Genomic DNA, 19,848 nt, shown 5'->3' with positions numbered 1-19,848 from the left:
TACCTGTATAGCGTTTGAAGCCTGCGTTATTTTGTTCGAGTAGCTTATCTATGTTTGGCATATCTATTAAGTAAGTAGAGTTCAATAATATACGTTGCGTCTTACAACTACTTTTGCAAGAGGTCTATTCTAGAGGCGTGTGTATCAGGATTTTAGATAGTTGGATTTAATCGAAAATCTGGAGTGAACACAAATATAGAGTTGATACTTTCAGGATGTAAAGGTGTCTACTTTGTCGAAGAACAGTCTGCCAACGCACTGGCCAACACTATTAATAATTCATTAAGTAATATTGATATATCAAGTTTAAATTTTGAAAAAAATCAAAAATTACTGAATGAGCGCTACTCATGGAAAAATTTTATTTCTAGATTAGGCATACCTTTGAACAGATTTGATTGAAGGTGGGTGTTTTACTGTGACTTTGAATAGAGATTTATAATACAAAGCCTTTATATGACATTTTGGTTTATGTGATTAGCATAAACCTTTTTTTTTGAAGTTGATAAAGTTATAGTTTTTTGACATTTTTTCAATACAAGTATATGACAAGGCAAGCTAAATGAAGATATTGTATATTATCTCTACCTTGGGTCTCGGTGGAGCAGAGCGTGTCGTCTGTGATTTGGCAGATGAGATGTATGAAAAAGGCAATGAAGTAAAAATAGTGTATTTCTTGGGTGAGGTCATGACTCGGCCAGCCAATGAAGACATCGAGATTGTCAAAGTGAGTTTAAACAACTTTAGACAATTGTTATCTGCCTATACCAAGCTTGCAATGTTGATTAAGAGGTATCGTCCAGATGTTGTACATTCGCATATGGTGCATGCCAATTTATTGACGCGATTGGTTCGGCTGGTCGTACCGATGGAAAAGCTCATATCCACCGCGCATAACAGCGATGAGGGTGGACGAGGACGTATGCTTCTATATCGAGCAACGCATCGTCTAGCAAACACCACCACCAACGTAAGTAAAGAAGCAACTTTGGCATTTGAGGCCAAAGGAGCAGTACCAAAAAATGGCATGCTCAGTATTTACAATGGTATTAATTTAAATAAATTTAATTACGTAGCAGAGGCTAGAGCTGAGATAAATAAAGAATTAAACATACCTGATGATTGTAAAGTAATACTAGCAGTTGGCAGGTTCAATGAGCAAAAAGATTATCCTAACCTACTCAATGCTATTAAGTTACTCAAACAAGAAGCAACATATCCATTTAAGTTACTAATCGCAGGTGATGGAGAGTTAAGATATCTTATAGAAGGCATTATCGATGATTTGGGTCTACAAGATGACGTTATTCTATTAGGTGTCAGACGCGATATACAGAAGCTGATGAGTGCAGCTGACCTCTTTGTACTCTCTTCTAGATACGAAGGATTTGGCTTGGTGGTCGCAGAGGCGATGGCGTGTAAGTGTTTGGTAGTGGCGACAGACTGTGGTGGCGTTGCGGAAGTACTGAATAACTCAGGATTTTTAGTACCACCAACAGATGCTATCGCTTTAAAGGATAAAATCAAATATACCTTTAATCTCGAGGGTAGTCACAAACATGAAATCGTCAATCAAAACTTGCAGCATGTAAAAAACAATTTCTCTCTAGAGAATACCACAGAGAGATGGACTGCTTTATACAGCTGAATCCAATCTAAAATCTATCGAGATAATAGGCTACTTCACTTGTCATGAGTGAAGTAGCTTTTTTTATGTCAAACGTTTTTTATTCATGCTCATTATGAGTGACTACATTCATATCTAAATACGGTATATCAAGTAACATATATGAGTATGTTTTCTAAAATTATTCCTTCATCGTCAGTCAGTACGTATTTCATCAAAACTCTTTTTACTTCCATTATCCTTCCGACTTTCACTCTGTCTATTTTCACTAATAGCCACTAAATGATGAGTATTGATTTTTTTGCATTTAACTTAGTATACCTTATTATATTCAAAAATACATGTGAAATTTTGAATATAATAAGGTATACTGAATTAACCATCTAGCATACTTATGTTAACAAAATATTTATGATGCTGGGTTGCTGATACAGGGTAGGCAATAAACAACGTCTAAATTTGCGAGGAAAAATATGAACTATAAGTCTTTTGCAGATATCTCCACTGATATAAATAATAATTTATTTAAATTGAATGATGGAGGTTATGACTTAATTGTCGGTATTCCCCGTAGTGGCATGATACCAGCGTACATGATAGGGCTGTATTTAAATGTTCATGTCACTAGCCTAGACGCTCTCATCAATAATGACAAGCTCACGTCAGGGGTATCTAGGGATACAAGAGTTCCATTGGTTTTTGCTATGGATGCTCAAAAGATTTTATTGGTAGACGACAGTATCGTAACGGGTAAAGCCATGCAGTTGGCGCTAGAGAGAGTACCAGATGCTATCAAAGAAAATATCACCACTTGTGCTATTTATTCAGATAAAAAAAACAAACCCGATATCGATATCTACTTAGAGTATGTCAAAAGACCAAGGGTGTTCGAATGGAATGTGTTTCATAGAAGATTGATGAAAACCTCCTGTTTAGACATTGATGGTGTACTGTGTGTAGATCCGACAGAAGACGAAAATGATGATGGCGAAAAATATATCGATTTTCTTTTGAATGCCAAGCCATTGCATATACCGAGTACAAAGGTAAAAGCACTGGTCACAAGTCGCTTAGAGAAGTATCGTCCGCAGACTGAGCAATGGCTTCGAGCTCATAATGTACAGTACGATGAGCTGGTCATGCTAGATCTTCCAAGCCAAAAGGAACGCCAGAGGCTTGGCGTACATGCCTCTCATAAAGCTGACTATTATATTAAGTCGGGTCTTGATTTTTTTGTAGAAAGTGCACCAACACAAGCATTGGCTATCATGACAGCTTCTGGCAAGCCTGTCTTTTGTACTGGCGATAATAAAATGTATGCGCCCGGTCTAAGCCAAGTGTTGACCAAATCACCTAAAAGCCTGTTAACGCAATGGGAGCATTCAATCGCTATTAGATTGCCTGATTCGCTAAAGAAAGCTATAAAGCCAGTTTATAGTGCATTAGTAATGAGAAGTTGAAAGTTCATGCCGTGGTATTTACCCATACTGTTTAATTATAGGGAGCTATTTTGAAAAAAATAACGATACTTCTTCCTGACATGCGAGAGGGCGGTGCTGAAAAAATGCGTCTGATTCTAGCCAAAGAATGGAGTAATCAATACGATGTTGAGTTTCTATTGTTATTAAAAGAAGGTGGGTTGCTTGATCTTATTCCTAAAAATATTCGAGTAACAGCGCTCAATATAACCAGGTATAGAAATGTACTTCCAGGGTTAGTACACTATATTCGCCAGCAAAAACCTGATGTTATTTTAGCAGCGATGTGGCCATTAACTGTCATTGCTCCGTTGGCGACTAGGTTAAGCCTACAAAAAACCACCTGTGTAATCAGCGAGCATGGCATCATATCGGCTCAATATGAGGCTAAAGGTCGGCTGCATGAGGTTGGGCTGAGAGCAAGTATGGTGCTCTCTTATCGGCTAAGTGATGAGGTAATCGCTGTATCAAAAGGCGTGGCCAAGGATATCGCCAAGCTATCCTCATTACCATTAGCGTCGATCAACATCATATATAACCCTGCCTCAAAAGCTGATAAAGACAACATTCACTATAAAAAACCATTTAATACCGATGGCGGCCTATCTATCATCGCTGTAGGGCGCTTCAAGAAAGTCAAAAACCATGCTTTATTAATCAAAGCCTTTGCTCTGGTGAGACAGAAAATAAAAGCAACGCTCTATATCGTCGGTGACGGTGATTTGAGAGATGAATACGAAGCGTTAATTGAGTTACTCCAATTGCAGCAAGACGTTGTTTTGACAGGATTCGTAAGTGAGCCTGCTACCTACTATACCCACGCTGACTTATTTGTATTGTCATCTGAGTACGAGGGATTTGGCAATGTAATAGTAGAAGCCATGAGTGCTGGTGTTCCCATCGTCTCTACTGATTGCGAGTCTGGTCCAAGAGAGATTCTGGAAAATGGTAAGTATGGTACCTTAGTGCCGGTAGGTGATGTTGATGCTTTAGCCAATGCCATGCTTGAGTCGCTAGAGAAAGATCATGACCATGGAATTCTCAAACGCCGTGCAGCTGATTTTTCAGTAGATAAAATTTCCGCTCAGTATTTGGAGATTATGTTTCCTGATGTCGTAAAAAACTAATATTTAGCCTCAAAGTTATCAGTAGCCACTGCCTCCTTATAGCTAAGCACACCTAAAAGTGTTATAAATTAATTATCAAACCCAATTGTTATTATAAAGACCATGACTTACTCGCTAGATTTTCGCAAACAAGTACTAAAAAGCTTAGACGAGGGTATGACCTTTGCCGAGGCAGCTGAGTTTTACAATCTGAGCCCAACCACTATACAGAACTGGAAGAGACGTGTTCATAGTAAAACAACCAGGCAAACCAAACCCTATAAAATACCAGATGACGTGCTACTTAATGATGTTCAAGAACATCCCGATGATTACCAGTATGAGCGAGCTCGTCGTCTAAACTGTAGTAAAACAGGCATTTATCATGCCCTAAAGCGACTTGGCATCAGTCAAAAAAAAGACCTTAGAACACCCAAAAGCCTGTCCGATCAAAAGAGCGATATACCACAGTAAGCTTAATAGCTTTACGCAGCAAGGCTATCCCATCGTTTATATATACGCGCGCGGCTTTGAGCACGAGACCATTCGCTCTCATGGTTATGCACCGATTGGTAAACCCTGTATCGATAGTTACAACTGGCAAGGTAAAAAGCGAACCAACGTTATCGGTGCTCTATATGAAAAGATGCTGTTTGCACTAGATTACTTTAAGCACAACATTAACAGCAGCATATTCTACGACTGGTGCAAACACAAGCTAATCCCAAGTCTTAAAACCAAATGCGTGATTGTGATGGATAATGCCAGATTTCATAAGAATAAACGCATTCAAAAGCTACTGAACAGGCATGGTCATCGTATTCTTTGGCTACCGCCGTACAGCCCTGATCTGAACCCTATCGAGAAAAAATGGGCTCAGGTGAAGCTTCTACGCCAAGGCTGGTTGGAAAATGACTTATCCAAGTTGTTTTATGATGTTTGTCCTAACCATAACAATTTTATTTTGAACTGACTATAGTCCGGCAGAAGCGGTGTTAAAGTATCTGCAAGGTATTGCCAGTGCTAAGCTAACCGTGTATCACTATGATACAACCACATCTTACTCATTAAAAAATGATAAGAATATTAAATTTATTGATTTGCTTGATGATGGTTAGCTTAATAACTATTTTGCAGACTGCATGAAATAAAATTAATTTTTAATGGTATAAAGAAGATAACAGTAAATTAGTGGGTTGGTAAGCAATAATAGGAATGTAACTAATGAAAAACTATTCATATAAAAACTTAGCATTTCGTGCATTAGCAATGCAGCCCAGATTGCAAGCCAGAAAAAAAATGTTAGTAAAACACAATGTGGTCACAGTGCTTAATATACATAGGGTGTCACCTAATAGTGGCAGTACTTATAACGCAATATCCCCAACACTTTTTGATGAGTTAATTGAGTATTTAAAAAAAGAGTTTTACATTTGCTTGTTTGGTAATTTTAGACAGTTAAAAACAACCAAACCCAAATTAATAATATCGTTTGATGATGGCTACAAAGACTTTATAGACTATGCAGTACCTATACTAGATAAACATAGAGTACGCGTTAACCAAAATGTAATCCCGTACTGTATTGAAACCGGACTGCCTCCTGTAAATGTGTTATTACAAGATTTCATTGGTAAGGCACCTACTGAACTACTAAGGGAAATACCTTTAGAAATAGATATTGTTGCTAATCGAGATGAGCTGGGCAGAAAAGCATCATTTGCTATTAAGTATTTGCCTGAAGTTGAATTTGTTCTACAAAGAGAGGCGTTATTAAGCTTTTTATTGAATTATCCAGAGTTTTTATGTGCCTCAGTAATGACTAAAAAAGATATCTTAGAAGTGTCTTCTGTACATGAAATTGGCGCTCACTCCTTTGAGCACCTATCAATGGAGAGTCAGAATAAAGAATATTTTTTAAATGACTTAAAGAGATGTAAAGAATATTTTTTTGAGGAGCTATGTCTTGATTGCGATATCTATGCCTTTCCAAATGGTAGTGCAACAGAAGAGCAGGTACTACTGGCTAAGAAAAATGGTTTTAAAAATATATTATTGGTGGGTGAAAAGTATAGCAATGGCAGTGACAGTGTGTTTAACAGGTTTACCTTTGATGCACGTGATATTCATGAAGCAAAATATAAGTCATTTGGTAGAAAGGCCTTAATTATATGAAAATAATCGCGCTCATAGGAAGCCAGCCTAATCATAAGTACTTATGTGAATGCATCAATAATGCATTTGGTCTAGAGGCTGTAGTGATGGTCAACAAAAAAAGTGTTTCAAAAAATACTTTTCTATCTCGAGCGATTAATAAAATCATATCTTTGCCTTTTTCTTTTGCTTGGCGAAAAATGCAGGCAAGTTTTCAAGAAAAATTAAAAGGATTTGTGTCTGTTAAAAGTTTGATGGTCGATGATATAAACTCACAAGAAGTTCTAGATCTGATGGAAGAAATAGCACCTGAACTGGTCGTCATCTCAGGCACAAACTTATTAAAAGCTGAGCTAATAAGGAAGATTTCGCTTAGCGGGAAAATAATGAATTTGCATACCGGTCTTTCACCTTATGTCAAAGGCGGTCCTAACTGTACTAACTGGTGCTTAGCAAACAAAGAGTTCCACTTTATAGGCAATACTATCATGTGGCTAAATGAGGGCATAGATAGTGGAAATTTAATATTGACTGAAAGAACAACATTACTTGGTAGTGAGAGCTTGTTGGAGTTACATAAAAAGGTAATGACACACGGGCATGAACTTTTTATGCAGTGTATTGAGAGCTTCACGCAAGACAAAAACCTGCCTAATGTAAATCAAGAAAAAATTGATAAAGGCAGGGTGTTTTATACCAAGCAGTGGACGTCATCAAAAATCGTGAAAGCTTATACCAACTTTTTATTTCATTATAGAGTTAATAATATAAAGGGTTTTAGGGATCTTGAGGTTATCACAATAGGTGGCAGAAAAGATGAACAATGAAACGATAAAAAAGATAGCAATATTTTTGCCGAACCTTACTGGTGGTGGTGCGGAAAAAGTCTTCGTGAGTTTATCTTCTGCATTTATTCAAAGCGGCTTTGCAGTCGATATGATACTTATTCAAAAAAGAGGTGAATTGTTAAGTGTTCTAGATGAAAGAGTGAATGTAATTGAATTAAATAGTAAAAAAATCAGAGGGTCGTTCGCGCCTCTATTATCTTACTTAAAAAATAATAACCCTGAGATACTTATTGCTGTCATGTGGCCGTTAACAGTCTTAGGTACTATTGCGTTTCGAATATCAGGCTGTCATGGACGTGTGGTTGTCAGCGATCACAATACCTTGTCTCTTTCAACGGCTGGTTATAGCAAATTTAGAAAGATTGTCTTAGCGCAAACTATCAGATGGGTCTATCCGTTGGCTGATATACGTCTGGCAGTCTCTAATGGAGTTGCAACAGACATCAAGCAGTTGTCAGGGCTCTCTAAGAGTAAGTTTAACGTCATTTATAATCCAATAAATATGCATATAGAAGGCGATGAATTAGAAAATACTATAAAGACACGTTTTAGAGTTATTAATGTAGGAGCACTCAAACCGCAAAAAAATCAGGCTTTGTTAATTAAAGCTTTTGCTAAGATTTTAAAAGATATTGATGGTGAATTGGTCATAGTAGGAGATGGAGAGCTAAGAGATGATTTGGAACAACTGATTACAGATTTAAATCTAAAAGACCACGTGACACTAACTGGTTTCATAGAGAACATTGCTTCTGAATACAGAAAATCAGATTTATTTGTCTTATCTTCTGATTATGAAGGTTTTGGCAATGTAATAGTAGAGGCCATGAGTGCTGGTACACCTGTAGTCTCTACTGATTGTCAGTCTGGTCCGCGAGAAATTCTAGAAGATGGTAAATACGGCACGTTAGTACCCGTTGATGATGTTGATGCTTTAGCAGACGCAATGTTGGCAGGTTTATATCAAAAACATGATAAGCAGGCTTTGAAAAAACGGGCAGCTGATTTTTCAGTAGATAAAATTTCAGACCAATATTTAGACGTGATTTTTTCTAAAAAGCTAAAGTAAATTACTAAGCGATTTTCAATCTATTGCAATGTTGCAATAAAACGAGAAGAGCACTGTTAGGTTTTTAATAGGATCTAGCCCTAAATGTACCTATAAAATATTACGGAGTATCTATGACCAACTCAGTATTGTTTATCACATATGATGGTTTGCTAGATCCTTTAGGTGGTAGCCAAATATTACCTTATTTACATAGTATCCGTCAGCATCCTCGTCCTTTACATATTTTGAGCTATGAAAAACTCGATCGGTTCAAGTTAGGTGGTGAATCACTGAAAGCAGAGTTAGCCAGCTTTGGTATAGGATGGACACCTTTATCTTTTACTACACGTTTCGGTAAGTTAGGAAAGCTTTGGGACTTGTCTCGCATGTATGAAGTTGCTTTATATTTGCAACTTAAACATCGTTTCGGGGTAATTCATTGCCGTAGCTATCAAGCCATGCAAGTTGGAGTGCTACTGAGTAAGCTTACAGGTGTAAAGACCTTGTTCGATATGCGTGGACTGTGGGTTGACGAAAGAGTGGACGGTGACATTTGGAGGCTGGACAATAGGATTGACGCTTCAATATTCAAAATCTATAAACGTGTAGAACGCAGTCTTCTGTCTAATGCTAGTCATATTGTGGCTCTTACAGAACGCGTGGTACCTGAGCTGCATAAGTTATCACCGGATATGTCAGCCACCATTTCAGTTATTCCTTGCTGTGCAGATTTTGAGCATTTTGTTTTACCCACTGCTGAACAGCGCTTCTCCACTCGTAGAGAACTAGGGTTGCCTGCAGATGCTTATGTGCTCTCATACCTAGGCTCTTTAGGAACTTGGTATATGTTAAAAGAGATGTTACAGCTGTTTGGTGAAGCAGCTGCTCAGCGAGAAGATATACATTTCTTATTAATTACTAGGGACTGGCGAGAAGAACATGAGTCGTTAGTAAGCAATCTTGGCTTAGCACATCTGCGTGCGCGCATACATGTGCATGAAGCCCGACGTGATCAAGTGCCTTCTTATATAGGTTGCTCTGACCTAATGCTCAGCTTCATCAAGCCCGCTTATTCAAAAATAGCGAGCTCGCCTACTAAAATGGCTGAGGCGCTTGCGGTAGGTGTGCCTGTCGTTAGTAATGCTGGAATCGGTGACATAGACACTATGACAGATAGGCTAAGTGCAGGTGCAGTTATAAATCTGGATGATCCTAATAGCTTATCTAATATCGTATCTTCACTTGATAGTCTTAAAGATATGGGAGGACATGCTCTTCGTGCTCGAGCTAAAATTGAATTAGATCTTGAGGTTGCAGAGTTAAGTTATAAAAATATTTACGAGCAGATGGAGCATTCACTATGAGTCATGATTCAGCTAGCACGTTATTTATTACAGATGTTTGTGGCACCTTGGTGTATGACGATACCACCTTAGGTCTGCTCAAACAGCACTTTTCTCAGCAACCTAAGCGCAGATGGCGTTTACAAACACTTCGCGTTTTGACTGCACATCGTAGCCCATTACGATTGGGAGTCGCTGTGCTTGAGCGTTTAACTGGTAAGCACGTTTTAAAGCATTTACTCGTCAGAATGATGAAGGGCGATAGCGTTAGCTCTCTCGAAATAAGTGCAGAGATATATGCAAAATGGTTATTGGAAAATAGAAAAGTTCCCTCTGTATGGCAGGTTATTGAACCTGCAATAAAGGAGCGACAGGTAATATTGGCGTCTGCAAGTTTGCAACCTATCATATCTGCATTGGCAAAGCAGCTAGAGGTAAGATATGTCGCTAGTGAGCTTGAAAGTACAGATAGTGTTTTAACAGGTCGTTATAAAAGTGATTTAACTGGATTAAAGCCGCTAGCTTTGAGCAGTATGATTGGCACAGAACTAAGTAATAATTGTTACGATGCCATCAGTGATAATCTGACAGATAGAGAGCTACTAAGTGATGCAAAAAGAGCTTTTGTAGTACTTCATAACGAGTCGCATAAGGAGCGCTGGGCAGGATTGCCAGCTACTTATCTAAGGCTAAAAAAATGAATATTTTATACATATTACCTTTTAGCTACTTTTATAATACTCGTTTATGTAAAGGGAATTGGACTTTTCATGCCTTGTTTGAATGGTTGAGTGCTGCGATACTTGTTATAGTATTCGGTAATAACCCACCATTTCAAGCTTTACTAGAGGCTATTCTAGTATATCTCGCATTTATAAGTTTGTACGAAATCGGCTATATTGTGAATGACTTATTCGCTGCACGTAAAGAAAAAGGTGGTCGTCAACGAGGTCCTCAAAATGCCTCTAGTATGTGGATTTTTACATGGGTTGCTTTTCGAATAGTAGCTTTTGTAATACTGACTATTGTACTGAATAAGCAAGGTGTATGGGGATGGTGGGGGTTCTTTCTAGCCTTGTCCATTATCTTCACTCTGCATAATGTTTTCGTTGATCGTGAATTCAAGGTGGCTACTTTTTTTTGGTTGGCTTGGTTTCGATTTATGGCACCAATCATCTTTGTGGTAGAAGATCGTTATAGAATGGGTATCGCTTTTGCAGCAAGTATTAGTTATGCTGCTTTCCGACTTTTTGGTTATCTTGATAGTAAAGGTTTATTAAAGATGCCTGGTCGTAAAAGAATTCGTTTTCGAATGGTATTTTTTTTAATGCCTTTGACTGGCGTTATAGCGCTAGCACCCTACGATGAAGCTCATGGTTTTATTGTACTCTGTGTTTTTTACTCCATTATCGCGTTATTAGCTGCAGCTAGCAGTTGGTTACGCCACGGCCATTTAGATTAAGGAGCACCGAATGTGTGGTATTGTTGGTTTTCGACAAAACCCATCAAGTAATATAGATATACGCGGTTGTATCACTCAGATGAATGATGCTCTTTATCATAGGGGTCCAGACGCTGGTGATAGCTGGTTGGATGATACTATGGGCTTGGCGCTTGGTCATAGGCGTTTAGCCATTCTGGAGCTCTCACCTGCAGGTGCACAGCCAATGCACTCTACTTGCGGTAGATATGCGGTCGTATTTAACGGTGAGATATATAATCACCTACAGCTGCGTAAGCAGCTTAATCAGGAGGGCTTTTTACTAGAATGGAAGGGTCATTCTGATACAGAGACCATGCTCGCTTGTTTTGTGGCTTGGGGTATAGAGAGAACCTTGCAGTCTATGATAGGTATGTTTGCCATTGCTCTATGGGACAAGCAAACAAAACTATTGACCTTAGCGAAGGATAGAATGGGTGAAAAACCTCTCTATTGGGGTTGGCAGGGCGAGAGTTTGTTCTTTAGCTCTGAGTTGAAGGCGTTGAAAGCGCATCCGACATTTAAAGCAGATATAGATCGTGATTCAATCACTTTATTACTACGCCACAATTGTATTCCTGCCCCTTATAGTATTTATAAAGATATTGAAAAGTTACCACCTGGTTGCTGGTTACAATTGCCTTTAGCGAAGATGCATGTAGCAAGAACTGTAAGACCTAAAACCTATTGGAGTTTTAATAATGTAGTTGAAACAGGATTGGAGAATCCTTTTACAGGCAGCTCAGAGCAAGCAACTGACGTTTTAGAGTCGGCACTGATGGAGAGTATCGCTAGTCAAATGCAGTCGGATGTCCCACTGGGTGCTTTTTTAAGTGGGGGTATAGATAGCAGTACAGTGGCTGCACTAATGCAAGCGCAAAGCGAGCGACCAATCAAAACTTTTACTATTGGTTTTGATGAGAAGGGATATGACGAGGCAATACATGCAAAAGAGGTAGCAACGCACATCGGCACTGAACATACTGAGCTGTATATAACTCCTAAAGATGCTTTATCCGTGATACCAAAGCTATCCTCCATATACTGTGAGCCATTTTCTGATAGCTCACAAATACCAACTTTTTTGGTCAGTCAGTTAGCCAGTCAGCATGTGAAAGTTGCCTTAAGTGGTGATGGAGGTGATGAGTTATTTGGCGGCTATAATCGCTATCTCATGGCGCAGCAAGTTTGGAACAAAAATCGTAAATTACCTAGGCCAATGAGAAGATTGGCGTCGACGACATTGACTGCTTTTGCACCTAAGAGCTGGGATGCAATGTTTACAACGCTTAATCCTATTCTCCCTAAAAGATTACAGTTAAGCGCTCCCGGTGACAAGGCTCACAAACTAGCAGGTGTTCTTAATATTGATAGTGAGCAAGAGTTTTACCAGTCATTAACCAGTCATTGGCATAAACCTGAACAGTTAGTCATAGGTGCAACAGAACCCAAAACTTTAATAAGTGATATAGACTGTTGGCCGAAAACAGATAGCTTTCAACATGCAATGATGGCTATGGATGCACAGACATATATGGCTGATGATATTTTGGTAAAGGTTGATCGCGCTGCTATGGCTAATAGTTTAGAAACACGCGTGCCGATGCTAGATCATCGTATTGTGGAGTTAGCCTGGAAAATGCCATTGGATTACAAAATACGTCACGGTGAAGGTAAGTGGTTGCTAAAACAGGTGCTATTTCGTCATGTGCCTCGCCAATTGATTGAGCGCCCAAAAATGGGTTTTTCTATTCCTTTACACGATTGGTTACGTGGCTCATTACGTGATTGGGCTGAAGCATTATTAGATGAAAAACTGTTAATACAGCAAGGTTATTTTCATCCTACACCAATACGTATGATGTGGAAAGAACACCTAAGTGGCAAATATAATCACCAAAATCAATTGTGGAATATATTGATGTTCCAAGCATGGCTTGAAACGCAGTAATTTATGTTTACAGTAAAATGATGATGTATTATTAAGTAAAAAAGACTCCCGTGGTTATGTTCGATATAAATAATAGTTGCATTATTTTTTAATCAATTTAGGTAGAATTAATCCATCTCTAGTGGTGGATAGTTCATGTGAAGTTATAGGTTATATAAGCTTGATAAAGACTAATATATTTAATTTTTTGAATATATGTGGTTTTTAGACTAAAATTATTATGATTTTAGTCTAAAAACCACAAGTCGTCACACATATTCATCAAGTCAAATTATAATAGTGCAGCAATGTTTTATCACAACAGTAATCTTATGGTGTCTAAAAAAGACATGTCAATTGAATTTTTTATAATCAAAAATATAGAGACAAGCTAATGTCAGACCCAAGTTGGATTTATTCATATGGATTTTTAGGCATTAGGCTTTTTGACTTGCCTAGTCTGTTGCTATGCTTGTTGTTGATTGTTATTGTTGGATACAAGTTTAGAGTTCCATCTAACTATCAAATTGTATTGGGGTTGCATTGTCTCATTCCATTTTTCTTAAATGATTTTCTGTTCAGTACGTCTTATATGCCAGATCAGTTTAGATACTGGCGCGGAGTCAATGCAATCAGAGCTGGAGAACTGGGTCTTGTTGAAGCACTAACAGGGGGTGATAACGTATTTCAAGCCAGTGCTTTGCTCTCATTATTACCATTTCCAGCTCCTGTTTCTCCCATTAGCTTAGGTTTTTATAATACTTTTCTATATATCGTTTTATTCTTCGTACTATATGTAAAAAATATTTTTACAAGAGTATCAATATGGTTTTATTTATTGTTCCCAAGTGTGGCGCTATATACAGCTTTGAGCTTGCGTGAAACTTTAATTTTGTTTTTTATGGTGTTAACTGTTGTTTATGCTCGCGAGTCTAAAATTCTCAAAAGTATTCTATTTATTTTTCCCTTATATCTAATTAAGTTCCAAAACTTTTTTATTTTAGGTCCTATTGTTCTGATGTATTTCATTTTTAATGTGGCCAGAAAAGGTATGGGGCTGGCTAAAGCAATGACTATTAGCCTAATTAGCCTAGCGGGATTGTTGCTCTCTGCTCCGATAGCTATTCCTCAAATCAATCATTTTCGGGCAGCTATGTTCGCAGAAGATGGCGGGAAAGCTGGCGAGATTAGCCTTATTTCTGGAGTAGGAGAGTTCGTAACTGAAGGTTTAACATCAGGATTTTACTTTTTATCTAAACCATTTATATGGGAAGCAAGCGGCTTCCTACCTTTGATTCAGTCATTTGAAAATTTATTTGTACTTGCTATCTTGTTTCTCATAACTCGTAAAGCTTGGATGAAAAGTCCTGATAAGCTTGCATTTTGGCTATTATTCATGGCTTTATCCATGTCTATATATGGCTTAGTTGTATTTAACTATGGCACAGCAGTTCGTTATCGATATCCATTCGTAATGATATATGTATTGTTTGTATGTGCAGACTGCGAGATTCGAACCTTACGTCCAAACAAAAATATTCCAAATAAAGACCTGCCTCACAAATTCAATTGATAAACAACCCTCAATATTATCCTTCAAAGACATAAATATGAACATTATTTATGTCTTTCTATTGTAATTAGTAGTAACATTACCTATAGTAATATTTATATGCCAATATTTGGATATTTAAATTATGCTAGATGTTAGTTCAGCAATACTAATGCCGTTGCTCAATACCATCCTTCTATAAATATCCAAAAAACAAAACTGATGAGACTATGCCTAAGATGAAAAGGTTTTTAATATTTTCTAACTATTTACCTCACGTATTAAATTTTAGAGGCAAGCTTTTAGGGTCAATAGCTGAATTAGGATATGAGATACATGTCGTTGCTCCTGCTTTAAAGGATCATGCTGCAGACCATAATGCGCTTATAGATCTTGGATATCATGTTCATCAAATTGAAATGCAGCGAACAGGTACAAATCCAATAAAAGACATGAAGACACTTCTTTATAGTTATAAGATATTAAATAAAATCAAACCAGACTATGTACTATCTTACACAATCAAGCCTGTTATATATGGAACGCTAGCAGCATGGCTTGCGAAAGTACCTCATCGTTTCGTCTTGATATCAGGTTTAGGTTATACCTTTCAGCAAGTGGAAGAAACAAACAACCGTAGTGTTTTTCAAAAATTTGTACATGGTCTTTATCAACAAGCATTAGCAAAGTCTTCTAAGGTTTTTTTTCAAAACACGGATGACTTAAATTTATTTAAAAAGCTAAATATAGTTCAGCCTGTCAACCAAACAGTGGTGGTAAATGGTTCAGGAGTTGATGTACATGATTTTAGTGTATTGCCATTACCTCGAGATGCTTCAGGCAGCATCAAGCCATCTTTTTTACTGATTGCTAGGCTGCTTAAAGATAAAGGGATAGTGGAATATGTAGAGGCATCTAAAAAAATAAAGAGGGAATACTCTAACGCCGAGTTCCATTTAGTGGGCTGGATAGATGAAAATCCAGCAGCTATTGAGCAAGCACAGTTGGATGAATGGGTGGCAAATGGTGATGTTACCTATTGGGGCAAACTCGATGATGTTCGCCCCGCTATAGCCGCAAGTTCAGTCTATGTACTGCCGTCTTATCGAGAAGGTACGTCACGCTCTGTATTAGAGGCTATGTCAATGGGAAGAGCTATTATTACGACGGACGCTCCAGGATGTAGAGAGCCCGTAATCTCTGATAAAAATGGTTATTTAGTTCCCGTTCAAACCGTTGACGAGTTAGCAAATGCCATGCGTCAGTTTATAGAAAAGCCAGATCTTTATGAGCAAATGGGTTCGGCCTCTAGAAGTATTGCGTTAGAAAGATATGATGTTAAAAAGGTAAATGCTCATATGATAGCGGAAATGGGCTTAGATTGAATTTCTATTTCAAAATATATTCATTAATCATTTTTTCAAAAGGAACAAAGTTTAATTGCTGCTTCTTTTGAAAGATATCTCTCCTTATATGGCTGTTTAGAGAAATATAAGGCTTTGGGATATATCATAAACTAATCCACATATTAGGTTTAAAAATGCTTAAAAGAACCCTCGACGTCAGTATTGCGCTAACAGCCTTAGTTGTACTGTCGCCTGTTCATATCTTGGTGGCATATAATGTTAAGAAAAATTTTGGCGCCCCTGTTTTATTTCGTCAAGCTCGGTCTGGCCTTAACGGTGAGGCCTTTGAGATTATCAAGTTTCGGACAATGAGTGATGATAAAGACGCTGAAGGTAATCTGTTACCTGATGAGCAACGACTTACTGATTTTGGTAAGCAGCTTCGAGCCAGTAGTCTCGATGAGTTGCCTCAGCTATGGAATGTGCTCAAAGGTGAGATGAGTATCGTAGGCCCGCGACCTCAGCTTATGGAATATTTACCATTATATAATGCGGAACAATTTAGAAGGCATTTGGTTCGCCCAGGTGTTACTGGTTATGCTCAAGTCAATGGGCGCAATAATATCAGTTGGGAAAAACGCTTCGAGCTTGATACTTGGTATGTTGATAATCAATCAATGTGGTTAGATATCAAAATATTGTTTAAAACAGTGAAGTTGGTTATAACAAGGCATGGTATTTGTGCAGAAGGAGAAGCTACAATGAGTCGGTTTACTGGTAATAAATAATAGCGTTGTAAATGCTATAGAGAGTCCATTAAGGTATTTAACATTTCAGCGCAGAATTCCCCTACTTCTAAAGTAGTGGGATGAATGCGTTATTGATAACTACCCTTACTCTCTATGGTATTATAATTAATAATTATAACGCCAATTAACAACAAGCTCCTTATGACCAAGCAAATCCTAAAAGCCCATAAAGTCAGGCTCTACCCCAATGAAGAACAGCAAGTATTCTTTGCTAAATCATTTGGTTGCACACGCTTTATTTGGAATAAAATGCTTAACGATAAGATTGAGCACTATAAAAAAACCAAGACCGAATTAAAAAATACTCCTGCTCAATATAAGAAAGAGTTTGAGTGGCTTAAAGACGTCGATAGCCTGGCACTGGCTAACGTACAGCAAAACCTTCGGACGGCTTACAGTAAGTTTTTCAAGCAAGGCACAGGCTTCCCAAAATTCAAAAAAAAAGGTCAGCGTGACAGTTACACCACCAACAATCAAAAAGGCACAGTAGCGGTCACAAACAACACCGTCAAACTGCCTAAGGTTGGTCACATCAAGGCTAGACTCCCAAGCAAGGTAAATGGCTTAATTAAGTCAGCGACCATCAGCCGCACCCCATCAGGCAAGTACTATGTCAGTCTATTGGTTGAAACCATTGTTAATGAATTACCAAAAACACACTCTAACATCGGCATTGACTTAGGATTGACTGACTTTATCGTCCTATCAGATGGCAGCAAAGTCGCCAATCCTACCTTTCTAGCAAAGCTGCAACATAAGCTTGCGCGAGAACAGAAAATACTGGCCAAACGCAGAGCAGTGGCCAAGGCCGATCAACGCAAGCTATCTGACAGCCGCAACTACCAAAAGCAAAAAATTAAAGTCGCTAAGGTATATGAAAAAATAACCAATATCCGAAAAGACTTTCTACACAAACTCTCATTCAATCTCATCAAAAACCACGATGTGATTGCGATTGAGGACTTAAACGTCAAAGGCATGGTTAAGAATAGAAAGTTATCCAAAGCCATATCAGACAGCTCATGGTCAACCTTCACCACCATGCTGAACTACAAGGCTGAATGGTACGGCAAAACGCTTGTCAAAATAGACCGATGGTATCCATCTTCTAAGACCTGCTCAGGCTGTGGTCACTTACTGACTAAGGCTGAGCTACCATTACAGGTGAGGTCATGGAATTGCCCCAGTTGCCAGCAAAAGCATGATAGAGACATAAACGCCAGTATCAATATCCTAAACGAAGGACTAAGACTGGCAACAATCAAAACCGTCGGTGCGACGGGGTTAGCTTAGTCCATTTGCCTAACCGCTGATACAAAACATCGTATCAAGTATGGGTATTACCTAAGAAACTCCTACCTCTAAGGTAGTGGGTAGTTCATCAAAAGTCATGTGAACAATTAATTAAATTACACTATAAATCTATTTTTTTTACATTTATCCCACCACTTGCATAGGTGGGGGATTTCTGCCTGAATTGGTTAAAAGAGCAGTTAGTCATGAACAAAAAATTAATTATTGTGCTAGGAATTTGTCTTCTACCAACAGTGTCGACACTAGTGTCCGCACAAAACCTATATATGAACGACTTAAAGCTTAAAGCAGATCTTGATTGGCTTAATACTCAGGGGGTCGCGCAAATTAGCACCAGCACTTGGCCGCTGACAGCTAATGAGATAAAGCGCGCTTTAAATACGGCTAATGCACAGACGCCAGCGCAGCGGCAGATTATCCAATCGGTACAAACGCGATTGAATCAAGACCGTGATTCATTAGTAAAAGGCTCGGCAGCACTGCACATACAAACTGGCAGAGATCAGCTACCACAAAAGTTCGCTGACGATCAACTTGCGGGTCAACAGGTAAGCGTTGGCGTGTCGCTTAGCGAAGCGGAGTGGGAATTTAATCTCCAAGCCAATTTAAAAAATGACAAACTTATCGATGCTAGCTCAGATGTTAGCTTTGAGGGCTCGTATCTTGCTGGCACCGCAGCCAATCAGTGGTTAATCGCGGGTAAAATTCCAACGTGGTGGGGACCTGGGCATGATGGTAGCCTTATTCGAGGCGATGCAAGCTTGCCAGTCGCTGGTTTCACCATGCAGCGTGATCAGCAAACTGCGCCGACATCTCCATATTTATCATGGACAGGACCTTGGCAGTATCAGATTTTTGCTGGTCAACTAGAGGATTATGAAGCCATCCCTGATGCTAAGCTATTTGGTGCACGATTGACTGCTAGCCCATGGGAGTGGTTGGAATTAGGGGCTTCTCGCACCTTTATGTGGGGCGGTGAAGGTCGTCCACAGAGTTTTAGTTCCTTTACCGATGCGCTCTTGGGTACTAAAGACAATGAAGCGACTAATAGTGTTGAGGCAGCTGATGATCCAGCCAATCAACTTGGTGGTTTTGATGCACGTTTAGATTTAGTGCCATTAGTGAGTGTGCCTGCAAGCATTTATGCTCAATATATTGGTGAAGATGAAGCAGGCGGCTTGCCAGCGAAAAACATGTATTTAGCCGGGGTTGATTATGCCTCTGCTGCTTACGGTAAGCCGTACCAACTGTACGCGGAGTATACGGATACTCGTTCTAGTGGTACGGTCCGAGGTATATCTTACGATCATTTTGTTTATAAAGATGGTTATTACCAGCAAGGCTATCCATTAGGTTACGCCTTAGGTGGCGATGCTGAAAGTGTGGCAGTAGGCGGTCACGTGTGGCTGGATAACCGTAATTTTATCAATGCAAAGATACAGCATGCAAGGGTGAATCAAGCGGATGAAGCCATCAATCAAGCCTTTTCAACGACTGATAAGCTGACAGCTATCGACGTCACTTGGGAGCATCAATACAATCCAAGGACATTGATATCTAGTAGGCTTTGGACAGTCGACTCTGATACCCAATCAACGGATATTGGTGCCGGTGTAGGTATAGAATTTCATACTTATTAAAGTTGTTTAACTGGTTTATAAAAGCTCTGTAATACCTGTAATCCGGAGTTTTTCAAGCTAGTTGTCACCATCAAGCCCAATTAAGCAGCTTGTAATCTCATCTTTTCTGGCTCTTTTACAGGATTCAATGTCGTCGGACCCACAGGCTCACAATCTCTCACCTCTTGACT

Annotated in this window: 17 protein-coding genes; all 17 read left to right on the top strand. The window is 38.8% G+C overall.

Features of this window, described 5'->3' with window-relative positions:
* Positions 1 to 562: 562 nt before the first annotated feature.
* Positions 563 to 1,648, top strand: a complete 1,086-nt coding sequence (locus tag QL919_RS13515; protein ID WP_290190000.1) for a glycosyltransferase — start codon at positions 563 to 565, stop codon at positions 1,646 to 1,648.
* 452 nt (positions 1,649 to 2,100) lie between these two features.
* Positions 2,101 to 3,087: a phosphoribosyltransferase family protein gene (locus QL919_RS13510; protein WP_290189999.1), complete on the top strand. Its 987-nt coding sequence runs from the start codon at positions 2,101 to 2,103 to the stop codon at positions 3,085 to 3,087.
* A gap of 50 nt (positions 3,088 to 3,137) precedes the next feature.
* Positions 3,138 to 4,232: a glycosyltransferase gene (locus QL919_RS13505; RefSeq protein ID WP_290189998.1), complete on the top strand. Its 1,095-nt coding sequence runs from the start codon at positions 3,138 to 3,140 to the stop codon at positions 4,230 to 4,232.
* A gap of 102 nt (positions 4,233 to 4,334) precedes the next feature.
* The gene (locus QL919_RS13500) at positions 4,335 to 4,685 is read left to right on the top strand and encodes an IS630 transposase-related protein (protein ID WP_290189997.1); all 351 of its coding nucleotides are present in this window, start codon (positions 4,335 to 4,337) and stop codon (positions 4,683 to 4,685) included.
* On the top strand, positions 4,612 to 5,184 hold the full coding sequence (locus QL919_RS13495; RefSeq protein ID WP_290189996.1) for a transposase: 573 nt from the start codon (positions 4,612 to 4,614) through the stop codon (positions 5,182 to 5,184). The genes QL919_RS13500 and QL919_RS13495 overlap by 74 nt, the downstream gene beginning before the upstream one ends.
* 251 nt (positions 5,185 to 5,435) lie before the next feature.
* On the top strand, positions 5,436 to 6,386 hold the full coding sequence (locus tag QL919_RS13490) for a polysaccharide deacetylase family protein (RefSeq protein ID WP_290189995.1): 951 nt from the start codon (positions 5,436 to 5,438) through the stop codon (positions 6,384 to 6,386).
* Positions 6,383 to 7,192 carry a formyltransferase family protein gene (locus tag QL919_RS13485; protein ID WP_290189994.1) on the top strand — a complete coding sequence of 270 codons (810 nt, stop codon included), beginning with the start codon at positions 6,383 to 6,385 and terminating at the stop codon, positions 7,190 to 7,192. Before QL919_RS13490 ends, QL919_RS13485 begins: the two co-directional genes overlap by 4 nt.
* The gene (locus QL919_RS13480; RefSeq protein ID WP_290189993.1) at positions 7,182 to 8,282 is read left to right on the top strand and encodes a glycosyltransferase; all 1,101 of its coding nucleotides are present in this window, start codon (positions 7,182 to 7,184) and stop codon (positions 8,280 to 8,282) included. Before QL919_RS13485 ends, QL919_RS13480 begins: the two co-directional genes overlap by 11 nt.
* 113 nt (positions 8,283 to 8,395) lie before the next feature.
* Positions 8,396 to 9,628: a glycosyltransferase gene (locus QL919_RS13475; RefSeq protein ID WP_290189992.1), complete on the top strand. Its 1,233-nt coding sequence runs from the start codon at positions 8,396 to 8,398 to the stop codon at positions 9,626 to 9,628.
* Positions 9,625 to 10,308, top strand: coding sequence for a haloacid dehalogenase-like hydrolase (locus QL919_RS13470; protein WP_290189991.1), 684 nt, complete (start codon positions 9,625 to 9,627; stop codon positions 10,306 to 10,308). The genes QL919_RS13475 and QL919_RS13470 overlap by 4 nt, the downstream gene beginning before the upstream one ends.
* A complete protein-coding gene (locus tag QL919_RS13465; protein ID WP_290189990.1) occupies positions 10,305 to 11,069 on the top strand; it encodes a hypothetical protein in 765 nt (254 codons plus the stop codon). The genes QL919_RS13470 and QL919_RS13465 overlap by 4 nt, the downstream gene beginning before the upstream one ends.
* 10 nt (positions 11,070 to 11,079) lie before the next feature.
* Positions 11,080 to 13,038 (top strand): asparagine synthase (glutamine-hydrolyzing), encoded by a 1,959-nt coding sequence (gene asnB / locus QL919_RS13460; protein WP_290189989.1) that lies wholly within the window; start codon positions 11,080 to 11,082, stop codon positions 13,036 to 13,038.
* 373 nt (positions 13,039 to 13,411) lie between these two features.
* Positions 13,412 to 14,590, top strand: a complete 1,179-nt coding sequence (locus QL919_RS13455; protein WP_290189988.1) for a hypothetical protein — start codon at positions 13,412 to 13,414, stop codon at positions 14,588 to 14,590.
* A gap of 218 nt (positions 14,591 to 14,808) precedes the next feature.
* Positions 14,809 to 15,954: a glycosyltransferase family 4 protein gene (locus QL919_RS13450; protein ID WP_290190001.1), complete on the top strand. Its 1,146-nt coding sequence runs from the start codon at positions 14,809 to 14,811 to the stop codon at positions 15,952 to 15,954.
* Between the two features lie 155 nt (positions 15,955 to 16,109).
* A complete protein-coding gene (locus QL919_RS13445; RefSeq protein ID WP_290189987.1) occupies positions 16,110 to 16,703 on the top strand; it encodes a sugar transferase in 594 nt (197 codons plus the stop codon).
* A 162-nt stretch (positions 16,704 to 16,865) separates the two neighbouring features.
* Positions 16,866 to 18,017, top strand: coding sequence for an IS200/IS605 family element RNA-guided endonuclease TnpB (gene tnpB / locus QL919_RS13440; protein ID WP_290189986.1), 1,152 nt, complete (start codon positions 16,866 to 16,868; stop codon positions 18,015 to 18,017).
* 206 nt (positions 18,018 to 18,223) lie between these two features.
* The gene (locus tag QL919_RS13435) at positions 18,224 to 19,678 is read left to right on the top strand and encodes a capsule assembly Wzi family protein (RefSeq protein WP_290189985.1); all 1,455 of its coding nucleotides are present in this window, start codon (positions 18,224 to 18,226) and stop codon (positions 19,676 to 19,678) included.
* The last annotated feature ends 170 nt before the right edge of the window (positions 19,679 to 19,848 follow it).

The sequence above is a fragment of the Psychrobacter sp. APC 3426 genome (assembly GCF_030408035.1).
Lineage (GTDB): Bacteria > Pseudomonadota > Gammaproteobacteria > Pseudomonadales > Moraxellaceae > Psychrobacter.
The sequence above is the reverse complement of the archived record's forward strand: the minus strand, read 5'-3'. Positions and strand labels throughout refer to the sequence as shown.

Coding starts and splice junctions, on each gene's coding strand:
- QL919_RS13510 (WP_290189999.1), top strand. CDS start 2,101: ATGAACTATAAGTCTTTTGCAGATATCTCCACTGATATAAATAATAAT.
- QL919_RS13490 (WP_290189995.1), top strand. CDS start 5,436: ATGAAAAACTATTCATATAAAAACTTAGCATTTCGTGCATTAGCAATG.
- QL919_RS13480 (WP_290189993.1), top strand. CDS start 7,182: ATGAACAATGAAACGATAAAAAAGATAGCAATATTTTTGCCGAACCTT.
- tnpB (WP_290189986.1), top strand. CDS start 16,866: ATGACCAAGCAAATCCTAAAAGCCCATAAAGTCAGGCTCTACCCCAAT.
- QL919_RS13475 (WP_290189992.1), top strand. CDS start 8,396: ATGACCAACTCAGTATTGTTTATCACATATGATGGTTTGCTAGATCCT.
- QL919_RS13455 (WP_290189988.1), top strand. CDS start 13,412: ATGTCAGACCCAAGTTGGATTTATTCATATGGATTTTTAGGCATTAGG.
- QL919_RS13435 (WP_290189985.1), top strand. CDS start 18,224: ATGAACAAAAAATTAATTATTGTGCTAGGAATTTGTCTTCTACCAACA.
- QL919_RS13470 (WP_290189991.1), top strand. CDS start 9,625: ATGAGTCATGATTCAGCTAGCACGTTATTTATTACAGATGTTTGTGGC.
- QL919_RS13485 (WP_290189994.1), top strand. CDS start 6,383: ATGAAAATAATCGCGCTCATAGGAAGCCAGCCTAATCATAAGTACTTA.
- QL919_RS13465 (WP_290189990.1), top strand. CDS start 10,305: ATGAATATTTTATACATATTACCTTTTAGCTACTTTTATAATACTCGT.
- QL919_RS13515 (WP_290190000.1), top strand. CDS start 563: ATGAAGATATTGTATATTATCTCTACCTTGGGTCTCGGTGGAGCAGAG.
- QL919_RS13445 (WP_290189987.1), top strand. CDS start 16,110: ATGCTTAAAAGAACCCTCGACGTCAGTATTGCGCTAACAGCCTTAGTT.
- QL919_RS13500 (WP_290189997.1), top strand. CDS start 4,335: ATGACTTACTCGCTAGATTTTCGCAAACAAGTACTAAAAAGCTTAGAC.
- asnB (WP_290189989.1), top strand. CDS start 11,080: ATGTGTGGTATTGTTGGTTTTCGACAAAACCCATCAAGTAATATAGAT.
- QL919_RS13450 (WP_290190001.1), top strand. CDS start 14,809: ATGAAAAGGTTTTTAATATTTTCTAACTATTTACCTCACGTATTAAAT.